The 11,430-nt window shown below is 71.2% G+C and carries 12 protein-coding genes; 8 read left to right on the top strand and 4 right to left on the bottom strand.

All coding sequences use genetic code 11. The features are described 5' to 3' along the window. The 3 genes from ACTHJJ_RS06535 to ACTHJJ_RS06525 form a co-directional block, all read left to right on the top strand. Positions 1 to 1,018 (top strand): ATP-binding cassette domain-containing protein (locus ACTHJJ_RS06535; protein WP_440302132.1); only part of this gene is annotated, 1,018 nt, incomplete at its 5' end. Continuing rightward, entirely contained in the window at positions 1,015 to 2,091 is a 1,077-nt protein-coding gene (locus tag ACTHJJ_RS06530) for an ABC transporter permease (RefSeq protein WP_440302131.1), read from the top strand. The genes ACTHJJ_RS06535 and ACTHJJ_RS06530, both read left to right, overlap by 4 nt. After that, the gene (locus tag ACTHJJ_RS06525; protein ID WP_440302130.1) at positions 2,088 to 3,020 is read left to right on the top strand and encodes an ABC transporter permease; all 933 of its coding nucleotides are present in this window, start codon (positions 2,088 to 2,090) and stop codon (positions 3,018 to 3,020) included. Before ACTHJJ_RS06530 ends, ACTHJJ_RS06525 begins: the two co-directional genes overlap by 4 nt. Before the next feature lie 97 nt (positions 3,021 to 3,117). Here ACTHJJ_RS06525 and ACTHJJ_RS06520 read toward each other — a convergent pair whose 3' ends face one another. Next, the gene (locus tag ACTHJJ_RS06520; RefSeq protein ID WP_440302129.1) at positions 3,118 to 3,774 is read right to left on the bottom strand and encodes an SDR family oxidoreductase; all 657 of its coding nucleotides are present in this window, start codon (positions 3,772 to 3,774) and stop codon (positions 3,118 to 3,120) included. Between the two features lie 150 nt (positions 3,775 to 3,924). On the opposite strand from ACTHJJ_RS06520, the gene ACTHJJ_RS06515 reads away from it, so the two are divergent. The 4 genes from ACTHJJ_RS06515 to ACTHJJ_RS06500 all read left to right on the top strand — a co-directional run bounded on the left by ACTHJJ_RS06515 (position 3,925) and on the right by ACTHJJ_RS06500 (position 9,074). Next, positions 3,925 to 5,106, top strand: coding sequence for a CaiB/BaiF CoA transferase family protein (locus ACTHJJ_RS06515; protein ID WP_440302128.1), 1,182 nt, complete (start codon positions 3,925 to 3,927; stop codon positions 5,104 to 5,106). After that, complete coding sequence (locus tag ACTHJJ_RS06510; RefSeq protein WP_440302127.1) at positions 5,106 to 6,608, top strand: carboxyl transferase domain-containing protein; 1,503 nt, start codon at positions 5,106 to 5,108, stop codon at positions 6,606 to 6,608. Before ACTHJJ_RS06515 ends, ACTHJJ_RS06510 begins: the two co-directional genes overlap by 1 nt. A gap of 352 nt (positions 6,609 to 6,960) precedes the next feature. Beyond that, positions 6,961 to 7,923, top strand: a complete 963-nt coding sequence (locus ACTHJJ_RS06505) for a carbamate kinase (RefSeq protein WP_440302126.1) — start codon at positions 6,961 to 6,963, stop codon at positions 7,921 to 7,923. Between the two features lie 14 nt (positions 7,924 to 7,937). Beyond that, entirely contained in the window at positions 7,938 to 9,074 is a 1,137-nt protein-coding gene (locus ACTHJJ_RS06500; RefSeq protein ID WP_440302125.1) for a ring-opening amidohydrolase, read from the top strand. A gap of 133 nt (positions 9,075 to 9,207) precedes the next feature. Here ACTHJJ_RS06500 and ACTHJJ_RS06495 read toward each other — a convergent pair whose 3' ends face one another. Beyond that, a complete protein-coding gene (locus ACTHJJ_RS06495) occupies positions 9,208 to 9,741 on the bottom strand; it encodes a CinA family protein (protein WP_440302124.1) in 534 nt (177 codons plus the stop codon). 95 nt (positions 9,742 to 9,836) lie between these two features. Here ACTHJJ_RS06495 and ACTHJJ_RS06490 point away from each other — a divergent pair, with 95 nt between their 5' ends. Beyond that, positions 9,837 to 10,556, top strand: coding sequence for a phosphodiesterase (locus ACTHJJ_RS06490; protein WP_440302123.1), 720 nt, complete (start codon positions 9,837 to 9,839; stop codon positions 10,554 to 10,556). On the opposite strand, the gene ACTHJJ_RS06485 is transcribed toward ACTHJJ_RS06490, so the two are convergent. Together ACTHJJ_RS06485 and ACTHJJ_RS06480 are read right to left on the bottom strand one after the other, a co-directional pair. Continuing rightward, complete coding sequence (locus tag ACTHJJ_RS06485) at positions 10,516 to 10,929, bottom strand: PPOX class F420-dependent oxidoreductase (RefSeq protein WP_440302122.1); 414 nt, start codon at positions 10,927 to 10,929, stop codon at positions 10,516 to 10,518. The genes ACTHJJ_RS06490 and ACTHJJ_RS06485 overlap by 41 nt on opposite strands. A gap of 24 nt (positions 10,930 to 10,953) precedes the next feature. Then, positions 10,954 to 11,430: DinB family protein (locus ACTHJJ_RS06480; RefSeq protein ID WP_440302121.1), on the bottom strand; the 477-nt coding region annotated here is incomplete at its 5' end.

Here is an 11,430-nt window from a genome sequence, read left to right as displayed (position 1 = left end):
CATCGTCGACGACGGGATGAGCGTCGTCTTCATCACCCACAAGATCCGCGAGACGATGAGCGTCTGCGACGCGCTGACGGTCATGCGGGACGGCAACCGGGTCGGCACCCTGCGCCGCGAGGGCACCACGGCCGCAGAGCTGGCCAGCCTCATGGTCGGTGACGACGCGATGGTGTCCCGGGTGACCGAGGTCGTGACGGCAGGCATGGGCACGGCTACCGGCCCTGCCGCCGCGGAGGCCCAGAGCACCCTCGACGACGCCCCGGTTCGTGTCGCCGTGACAGGCCTCGGCGCCCTGAACGACCACGGGGTCCGGGCCATCTCGGACGTGTCGTTCGCCATCCGCCGCGGCGAGATCCTCGGGATCGCGGGCGTGGCGGGCAACGGCCAGGTCGAGCTCGCGGAGGCTCTCTCCGGCGTGCGTCCGATCGACGCCGGAGCGGTGGCTCTCGACGACCGGGACTTCACCGGCGACCCGACGGCCGCGTGGCTGGACGGCGGCATCGCCTACGTCCCCGAGGACCGGCACCGCGACGGCATCCTGCCGTCGGGCAGCATCATCGAGAACCTCGTTCTCGGCGCCCAGCGCGGCGGCCGCTTCCGGACCGGCCCCTTCCTCGACTGGAGGCGGGCCCGCCAGCACGCCGACGAGATGATCAAGCGCTTCTCGGTCAAGACGCCCTCGGCGACGACCCCGGCTGCGCAGCTGTCCGGCGGCAACATCCAGCGGGTCATCCTGGCTCGTGCGTTCTCGCACGACCCCGGCTTCCTCATCCTGCACAACCCGACTCGCGGCCTCGACATCCCGTCGACGCAGTTCGTCTATGACCGGGCTCGTGAAGCCGCGGCCAAGGGCACCGCCGTGCTGCTCCTCTCGGAGGACCTGGACGAGCTGACCGGACTCTGCGACCGGCTCCTCGTCATCTACTCCGGTGGGATCCTCGGCGAGCGTCGGCGGGGCCACTACGACCAGTACGAGCTCGGCCGGCTCATGGCCGGGCTCAAGGAGTCAGCATGACCACCACCGTCACCCCACCCGTGCGGACCGCCACACGGTTCACGCGTGGCAGCGACATCGGCGGGCGCATCGCGTCATACGTCGTCGCCGTCCTGCTCGCCTTCGTCGTCGCGGGGATCGTCATCGCGCTGCTCGGCCACTCCCCCGTGGACGCGTACCGCGCCATCCTCACGACGTCGTTCAAGTCCGGCTTCGGGCTCGTCGAGACCGTGCACAAGTGGGTCCCGCTCGTGCTCCTTGCCCTCGCCTTCGCGATCCCGCTGGCCGCCGGGAAGTACAACATCGGCGGTGAGGGCCAGCTGCTCGTCGGCGCCACCGCCAGTGCTGCCGTCGGCATCACCCTGGCCGACCTGCCGCTGCCGATCCTGCTCCCGCTCGTGCTCGTCGCGGGGCTCCTCGCCGGCTCGGTCTTCGCCTGGATCGCGGCGTGGCTGATGGACCGCTTCGGCATCAACGAGATCCTCAGCACCGTGCTGCTGAACTTCGTCAGCTTCGGCATCGTCGACTACGTCGCCAGCGAGGTGTGGAGCGACCCGGCCGCCGGGCACCCCACGACCATCCCCGTCGGCGACGGCGCGCTGCTGCCGCTCATCGGACGTCCCCCGATGCACGTCGGCGTCTTCCTTGCCCTGCTCGTCAGCGTCGGGATCGTCGTCGTCATGCGCCGGACCGTGCCCGGCTACGAGCTGCGCGCCGTCGGCACCAACCCGCGGGCTGCGCAGGTCCATGGTGTCCGCATCGGCCGGATCGCCGTGGGCTCGCTCGTCGTCGGTGGCGCGCTCGCCGGCCTGGCCGGCGCCATCGAGGTGGCCGGCGTCCACGGCAAGCTCATCGAGGGCATGCAGTCCAACTACCTGCTCCTCGGCATCATCATCGGGCTCATGGCCCGGGGCAACGTCATCGCGGTGCCCTTCGTGGCCTTCGGGATCGCGGTCCTCGAGGTGGGTGCCAGCGCCATGCAGCGCACGGCCGGCGTCCCCCAGGAGATGGTGCTCATCGTCGAGGCCCTCATCCTGCTGTTCCTGCTCTTCTCCGACGTGGTCGGAGCCCGCCTCAGGAGGTCGTCCCGATGAGTGAGGTCACCTCGTTCCTACAGCTCGTCGTCACCGCGATGGTGCCGTTCATCCTCGCGGCCCAGGGCACGATGCTTGCTGGTCGGGCCGGCGTCTTCAACGTCGCCCAGGAGGGCCTGATGATGCTCGGTGCGAGCATCGGCTTCCTCGTCTCCCTCAAGTTCGGCGGCAACCTCGTCGGACTCGTCGTGGCCGGTCTGGTGGGTGCCGTCTTCGGGTGGTTCCTCGGCTGGGTCACGACGCGCTTCCGCCTCGACCAGTTCGTCATCGGCCTCGCGTTGTTCTTCGCCGCCACCGGCCTCGCATCGCTGCTCTACAAGGTCGTCATCGGGGTGACGCTGCAGCCGCCGCTCATCCCGACCCTCGGTAGCCTCACGATTCCGGGTCTGTCGGCGATCCCGGTCGTCGGGCCGATCCTGTTCGACCAGTCGCTGATGGTCTACTTCGCGTTCATCGTCTCGGGCCTGCTCTACTGGTTCCTCTACCGGACGAGGCGTGGTCTCGAGCTGCGCTCGGTCGGCGAGAACCCGAAGGCGGCCGACAGCCTCGGCGTCAACGTCGCCCGGACGAGGATCTGGGCCTCCGCGGCCGGTGCGGCCCTGATGGCACTCGCCGGCGCCTACCTGCCCATGACCTACACCGGCACGTACACCGAGGGCATGGTGGCCGGCCGCGGTTGGCTCGCGATCGCCCTCGCCTTCTTCGGCGGCTGGCGTCCGCAGTACATCCTGGGCGGCGCCGCGTTCTTCGCCGGCATGGAGGTGCTCGCGCTCCGGGTCCAGGTCGGGGGCATCGGCGTGCCACACCAGTTCGTCTCGATGCTGCCCTACGTCGCGACGCTGCTGGTCATGATGTTCGCCCTCCGGTGGGCCAGCATCCCGGCCTTCCTCGGTCGCAACTACGACCGGGAGAGTCGTACGAGTCACTGAACGGCACGTTCCGCGGCCCTCGTCCCCACCATGAAGGGGACGAGGGTCGCGGCGTTTGTGACCAGTCGAGCGAGCGAAAGTGACCGGTCGACGGGGGTCAGCCGGTGTAGGAGACCTCGGCTTGCCAGTCGTCATCGGGCGTCTGCGCGGCGGCGAAGAGGGCGCCGGCGACGCGGTCGTGGGCGAACGGCCCCTCCGACGCCAGCGTCCCCCTGACCGTCAGGGACATCGCGCGGATGCCGTCCGGCGCGAGCGTCGTGTCGAGGCTCCGGACGAGGTTGCGCAGCGCCGCCTTCTGGACACCGAGCGAGCAGGCCTCGTTCCAGGGCTCGTCGGCGGCCATGCTGCCCGTCGCGAGGACCCGGGCACCGCGAGGCATGACCGGCCGCGCGGCCTGCACCGCCGTCAGCAGCCCCCCGACACCGACCCGCACGTCCTCGAGCAGCTCATCGACCCCGAGCTGCAGCGGGTCGGCCTGCCGGAAGACGCTCGGGTTGTAGTGCAGCACGTCGATCCGGCCCAGGTGAATGCCGAACCGCTCGACGGCAGCCCGCAGCGCCGGCGCGTCCGAGATGTCAACCGGTGTCCACCCGGTCGTCACGCCCTGCCCCTGCAGCTCCGTCCCGAGCTCCTCGAGATACGCCGCCGAGCGCGCGATGAGCGCCACGTCGTATCCCGCACTCCCGAACCGCCGTGCCACCGACGCTCCGAGCCCGGCACCAACGCCGACGATGACCGCAACCTTGTCGCCCATGAGGCCTGACCCTACGACCGGACGCCCCGCAGCGCTTGGCAACACCTGCCTACCGGAGCAGCAACCCCTTGCCACAACCTGCTACGCGCGGGGGGTGAGGTGGGCGCATAGGCTCGGGCACAGCGGCATACAGCTACCAAGGGAGCGGAAGTGGGCGCACCACTCGAAGACGTCGTCGTCATTGACCTGTCCCGGGCCCTCGCCGGCCCGCACGCGGCAATGATGTTGGGAGACATGGGCGCTCGCGTCATCAAGGTCGAGTCACCGGGCCACGGCGATGACACCCGCGGATGGGGACCGCCCTTCGTCGGACCGGAGGACGACCCGATCTCGACCTACTTCCTGTCGTGCAACCGCAACAAGGAGTCGATCACCCTCGACCTCAAGTCCGACGACGGCCGCGACGTCCTGAGCCGCCTGGTGCGGCACGGCGACGTGCTCGTCGAGAACTTCCGCCCCGGCGTGCTCGACCGGCTCGGCTTCTCCGTCGAGCGGCTGCACGAGATCAACCCACGCCTGGTCATCCTGTCGATCAGCGGCTTCGGCCACGACGGCCCCGAGGGCGGCCGCGCCGGCTACGACCAGATCGCCCAGGGCGAGGGCGGCCTCATGTCGCTGACGGGCAGCGGCCCCGACGACCCGCAGCGCGTGGGCGTGCCGATCGGCGACCTGCTCGCGGGGATGTACGGCGCGTACGGCGTCGCCGCCGCCCTGCACGAGCGCAACACGACCGGACGGGGCCGGGTCGTCCGCACGAGCCTGCTCGCCGCGATCGTCGGGGTGCACGCCTTCCAAGGGACCCGCTACACGGTCGCCGGTGAGGTGCCGGCCGCGCAGGGCAACCACCACCCGTCGATCGCGCCGTACGGCCTGTTCAGCTGCAAGGACGGCAAGGTCCAGATCTCCTGCGGCAGCGAGGGCCTCTGGGTCAAGCTCGCGACCGCGTTCGACATCGACCCCGCGACGCCGGGCATGGCAACGAACCGCGAGCGAGTCGCCAACCGCGACAACGTGATCGAGGTGCTCGACGCGGCGTTCGCCCCTTACCCGCTCACCGACCTGCTCGCCAAGCTGGCCGAGGTCGGCGTCCCCGCCGGCGAGGTGCGGACGCTCGACCGGGTCTACGAGTGGGAGCAGACTCGCTCCCAGGGGCTCGTCCTGGACGTCGACCATCCCGTGCTTGGTGGCATCCAGATCCCCGGGCCGCCGATCCGGTTGGACGACAACGCCTTCGCCGGTGGACGGTCCCAGCACGAGCACCCGCCGATGCTCGGCGAGCACAACGAGTCGGTGCGCGCGTGGCTCGACGAGCAGGACCGTGAGGTGCCGTGATGACGACCACCACCCGGCGACTCGGCGCGCTCGAACTGCTCACGACCGTCCTCGACGAGGGCAGCTGGACGAGCTGGGACGCGACACCCGTGCAGCCCGCTGCCGCCGACAGCCCGTATGCCGCAGAGCTCGCGGCCGCTGCCGAGCGCAGCGGGTGCGACGAGGCGGTCATCACGGGCGAGGGGCGGATCCGGGGCAGGCGCGTGGCGGTCATCGCCGGCGAGTTCCGGTTCCTCGCCGGCTCGATCGGTGCGGCCGCCGCCGAGCGGATCGTGCTCGCCTTCGAGCGTGCTCGCCGTGAGGAGCTGCCGCTCTTCGCTGCGCCCAGCTCGGGCGGCACCCGGATGCAGGAGGGCACGCCGGCGTTCGTCGGGATGATCAAGATCAGCGCGGCCTGCACCGAGTTCAAGCAGGCGGGACTGCCCTACCTGGTCTACCTGCGGCACCCCACGACCGGAGGCGTCTTCGCGTCCTGGGGCTCGCTCGGCCATGTGACCGTCGCCGAGCCGGGCGCGACGGTCGGGTTCCTCGGCGCGCGCGTCTATGAGGCGCTCTTCGAGCGGCCCTTCCCGGAGGGCGTCCAGACGTCCGAGCACCTCTTCGAGCACGGGCTCATCGACGCGATCCTGCCCGTCGAGGCCCTCGCCGAGACCGCCGACCGCGCCCTCACCGTCCTCATGGGCCCGCGTGAGAACCTGCCCGAGGTGCCCGAGCTCCAGCGCGAGCAGCTGCCCGACCTGCCGGCCTGGGACTCGATCACCCGGTCCCGGCGCCCGGAGCGGCCCGGCGTCCGCGCGTTGCTCAAGCTCGGCGCCACCGATGTCCTCCCGCTGCACGGCACCGGCCAGGGCGAGTACGACCCCGGGCTGCTCATGGCGCTGGCGCGGTTCGGCGGCGCCCCGTGCATCGTCCTGGGACAGGACCGCCGTGGCCAGCTGCTCGACCCGCTCTCCCCCGCCGGACTGCGGGTGGCCCAGCGCGGCATGCGACTCGCCCGCGAGCTCAACCTGCCGCTCGTCTCGGTCATCGACACCGCTGGGGCAGCGCTGTCACAGGAGGCCGAGGAGCGCGGCATGGCCGGCGAGATCGCCCGGTGCCTGGCCGAGCTGGTCATGCTCGACGCGCCCACACTGTGCATCCTGCTCGGTGAGGGGACGGGCGGCGGCGCCCTCGCCCTCATGCCGGCGGACCGGGTCATCTGCGCCCAGCACTCCTGGCTCTCGCCGCTGCCACCGGAGGGCGCCTCGGCGATCGTGCACCGTGACACGAGCCATGCTGCCGAGATGGCCGCGGCGCAGCGGGTTCGCTCGCTCGACCTGCTGAGGACCGGCATCGTGGACCGGATCGTCGCCGAGCACCCCGACGCCGCCGACGAGCCGGCCGAGTTCTGCCGCCGGATGAGCCAGACGATCCAGCACGAGCTGGCGGAGCTGGCCCGGCAGGACCGGGCGGAGCGGCTTGCCACCCGGCTGGAGCGCTATCGCGATCTCGGTCGCTCCTGACCAACCATCAGCAGGTCGGCCAGCGAAGGTCCGAGCGCCACCCTCAGACCCGAAGGGCCCTCACGACGGAACGGATCCCAGCGTCCCGTCGTGAGGGACCTGCGTGACCGGATGACGCCCGCCGCGGTCCCACCGCCTGAGGGCGCCCCCTCCTGGAGTGCGAGCCCAGCGGCATACGCCTCGACGTATGCCGCTGGGCTCGCTGCCGCGCGCACCGCACCACACGCGGGTCCCGCCCCGTCGTCGGGAGGCACAGAACTGCCAACCCGGCCACGCGCGTTGGGCAGGAGGTGACAACGCGAGGGGCCGCTCGCACTCCATAGGCTCGCCACACGGACGAGAGGAGGTCGGCATGAGGGTGCTCGTAGCACTCGGCGGCAACGCCATGACAGGACCGGACGGCAGCGCCGCGCCCGAGGCCCAGTGGGAGGCCATCAGAGGCGCGATGGCGCACGTCGCGCAGCTCGTCGAGGCGGGCCACGACGTCGTCCTCACCCACGGCAACGGCCCTCAGGTCGGCAACATCCTCGTCAAGAACGAGCTCGCCGCCCACGTCGTCCCCCCGGTCCCGCTCGACTGGTGCGGTGCCCAGACGCAGGGGACGATCGGCTACATGATCCTCGTCGCCCTCGAGGCGGCGCTGGCGCGACGTGGGGTCGACCGCAAGGTCGCGGCGATCGTCTCGCGGACCCTCGTCGACCGCGACGACCCCGGGTTCGCCCGGCCCACCAAGCCGATCGGGCGCTTCCTGCCGCTCGCCCAGGCCCAGAAGCTCATCGACCACGGCGAGACGTGGGAGGACCGCGGCGAGAAGGGGTGGCGTCGGGTCGTCGCCAGCCCGGAGCCGCTCGAGGTCCTCGAGGCGCACACGCTGAACACCCTCCTCGAGGCCGGCTACGTCGTGACGGCGGCCGGCGGCGGCGGGATCCCCGTCGTGCGCACCCCGGACGGTGACCTCGAGGGCGTCGACGCGGTCATCGACAAGGACCTCACCGCCGCCCTCCTCGCCGAGCAGCTGCGCGCCGACGTCCTGGTCATCGCGACCGACGTCACCCACGCCGTGCTCGGCTACGGCACCCCCACCGCCCGCCCCGTCGGACGGGTCCGTCTCGAGGAGATGGAGGGGTATGCCGCCGAGGGCCACTTCGCGTCGGGCTCGATGGGCCCGAAGGTCGAGGCAGCCCTGCGCTTCGCCCGCTCCGGCGGCCGGTCGGTGATCACCACGCTCCACCAGATCACCGAGGCCGTCGTGGGCGACGTCGGCACCGTCATCGAGGGTGCACCGACCGTGACCACACCAGCAATTCCCACATGAACGAGAGGACAGACATGGCCCAGCCCATTGAGGTGCGCAAGGTCCCGATCAACAGCGTCTCCGATGCCTCCGGGCTCGCGAAGCTCATCGACGACGGTGTCATGGAGGCCGACCGGGTCATTGCCATCATCGGCAAGACCGAGGGCAACGGCGGCGTCAACGACTACACCCGCATCATCGCCGACCGCGCCTTCCGCGAGGTCCTCATCGCCAAGGGCGCCCCTGAGGAGCAGGTCCGGCAGGTCCCGATCGTCTGGTCGGGTGGCACGGACGGCGTCATCAGCCCCCACGCGACGATCTTCGCCACCGTGCCGGAGGAGAAGGCGCAGCCGTCGGACGACCTGCGCCTCACGGTCGGGTTCGCGATGAGCGAGCCGATCCTGCCCGAGGAGATCGGCTACACCGGGATGATCAGCAAGGTCGCCGCCGGCGTGAAGGAGGCCATGGCCCGCGCCGGCATCACCGACCCGGCCGACGTGCACTACGTCCAGACCAAGACGCCGCTCCTGACGATCCACACGATCCGCGACGCCAAGTCGCGCGGCCACCGCGTCTGGACCGAGAACACCCACGAGTCGATGGACCTCTCGAACGGCACGACCGGCCTCGGCATCGCCGTCGCCCTCGGCGAGATCGAGATGCCCTCGGACGAGGACGTCATGCACAACCGCGAGCTCTTCTCGTCCGTGGCGTCGTGCTCCTCGGGCGTCGAGCTCGACCAGGCCCAGATCGTCGTTGTCGGCAACGCCCGCGGCGTCGGGGGCCGCTACCGGATCGGCCACTCGGTCATGAGGGATGCCCTCGACCAGGACGGCATCTGGGAGGCCATCAAGGACGCCGGCCTCGAGCTGCCCGAGCGCCCGCACTGGACCGACCTCGAGGGCCGGCTCGTCAACGTCTTCCTCAAGTGCGAGGCGAGCGCCGACGGGATGGTCCACGGCCGGCGCAACGCGATGCTCGACGACTCCGACGTCCACTGGCACCGCCAGATCAAGTCGTGCGTCGGCGGTGTCACGGCCGCGGTGACCGGCGACCCGGCCGTCTTCGTCTCGGTGTCCGCCGCCCATCAGGGCCCCGACGGCGGTGGCCCCGTCGCCGCGATCGTCGACCTCGGCGAGGGTGAGCCCAGCGGGTACAACTGGTCGCGCTGAGCGCGACAGCGATGAGCGGCATACGAGTCTCGTATGCCGCTCATCCCGTTCCCGGCCCCGTCTGACCTCGCGGGGGCTGGGTTGCCGGCTCCCCCGAGTGCTCCCTGGATGGCGGGGGCGAAGCCGGGCCGGATCAGGTCGGCCGCACGTGGTCGCGCAACAGGTGCAGGGCGTGCACCGTCGTCTGGTCGACGATCTCCGACGGGTCGCCCTTGAAGCGCTGCAGCTCGGTCCGGGTCTCGCCGTGGGCGCGGACGCCGAACCATACGGTCCCCGCCGGCTGCCCCTCCTCGTCATCGGGCCCGCCGACACCCGTGACCGCGACGGCGAGGTCGGCCCCAAGCAGCGACGCCACCCCCTCGGCCATCGCTGCCGCGCACTCCCTGGAGATCACCGGTCCCTCGGGCACCTTCAGCACGTCGTACTTCACCCTGCTCAGGTACGCGACGACCGATCCGGCGAACCACTCTGAGGAGGACTCCGCCACCCCGAGCTGGCAGGAGATCTTGCCGCCCGTCAGCGACTCGGCGGTGGCAACGGACCAGCCCTGCTCGCGCACCAGCTGCGAGATCTCGTCGGCCAGGTCCTTCGCACCGGGCAGCTCGTCTGCGGTCCCCATGGTCACCTCTTCCGTGTCTTCACGCGTGTTCGTGACAACGTGCGTCACGTCCACGCCTCCCCTACCCCCACAGCCGCGCCGACACGCGCCCGTCCCGGCAGCTGCAGCAGCAGGACCGGCAGGATCGTGGGTATGCCTCGGGCATGCGTGGCAGTGTGTTGAGACCCAGCCTCCTCGCCGCGGTGCCCGGTGCCGTGCTCGCGGCCGCCTTCGGCGTCGTGGCCCTCGCGCGGCGCGGGAAGCCCCTGCACCCGGAGGGCCAGATCGGTGCCGGCCACCTCGTCGTGGACCCGGACGGACGATCGGGCTGCCGGCTGCTTGACGTCGCCGGTGACCTCGACTGCCTGGTGCGGGCGTCCTACGCGATGGGCACCGGGCCGGGGGGCTCCGACATCGAGGGACTCGCGCTGCGCCTGTTGCCCGGCGACCACCTGGCCGCCCCCGCCGACGTCCTGTTCGCGAGCACCGGAACGGGCAGGGTCGGGCGGTTCGTCCTGCGGCTGCGCCGACCCGGGCACCACGGCGGCCAGACGACGCTGCTGCCGGTGGACGCGTCCGGGTATCCCCTGCTCCTGCGGCTGCTCCCCCGCTCCCACGGGCCGGGGTGGCCTGCCGACTACGACCTCGAGTGGGCGCACGGGACCGGCCCCTGGCGGACGTGTGCACGGCTGACGGTCGACTGGGCGACCGGCACGGACGAAGCGGTCCGGTTCGACCCGATCGCGAACCAGCTGCCGGGGACCCGGGAGTACGGGTGGGTCCGTTGGCTGCGCGAGCCGGCCTACCGGGCCGCTCGGCTGGTGTCGCCGCAGGCCGGCCGGCTCAGAGCTGGCCGCTCGCCCGTGTCGGCCGGATCCGAATGACGACCCGCTCGTCCTTGACCATCGCCTCGCGGTACTCGTCCCAGTCGGGGTGCTCACCGGCGATGGCCCGGTAGACCTCGACGAGCAGGTCGAGGGTGTCCGGCTGTGACTGGTCGACGATCTCCGCCGCGCCGTCGACCTGCACCCAGCGGCCGTAGAACCGGTCGTTCATGACGAGCAGAGACACCTCGGGGGTGCGCCTGATATTGCGCACCTTGGCCAGCATGGCGCGACTCGAGATGACCACGTCGTCGCCGATCACCCCGGCGTTGAGCGGCGACATCTGGATCGAGCCGTCGCGGCGACGCGTCGTGAGCACCGCGTGGCTGTTGTCGGCTATGAACGCGAGCGCTTCGTCGATCGTGGGCGACATGACCTCACCGTATCCTCGGTCGACTCAGTCGACCGGAGCGCCGGCCTGGCGGGCGGTCTTCTCCAACCGCTCCCGATAACTGCGCCACCAGTCCGCCTCCTGCCCGGGCAGGTTCCTGTTGGTCTGCCGGAATCCCGCGGAGCCGTCGATCGTCTCGCGGACGATGTCGGCGTGACCGGCGTGCCGATGTGTCTCGGCGATGACGTGGACGAGCAGGGTGTGCAGGGTCGGGTGACGCCGTTCCTCCGCCCACCACGGCACCTCACCGCGGCTGTCCAGCGACAAGGCGGAGACCGTCTCGTCCGAATGGGCCCACACACGGCGGTAGAGGTCGACGACGTCCTCCCGGGACTCCTCGGCGGTGGCCCACATGTCGGCGTTGGGCTCCGCGTCCTCATCCATCCACGGCATCGGTTCGGGGAAGGGACGCCCCATGACAGAGCCGAAGTAGCCGCCCTCGACTCCTGCCAGGTGCTTGACGAGCCCGAGCAGGTTGGTCCC

The organism is Intrasporangium sp., assembly GCF_051961875.1.
In the GTDB taxonomy this organism is placed as follows: domain Bacteria; phylum Actinomycetota; class Actinomycetes; order Actinomycetales; family Dermatophilaceae; genus Intrasporangium_A.
The sequence above is the reverse complement of the archived record's forward strand: the minus strand, read 5'-3'. Positions and strand labels throughout refer to the sequence as shown.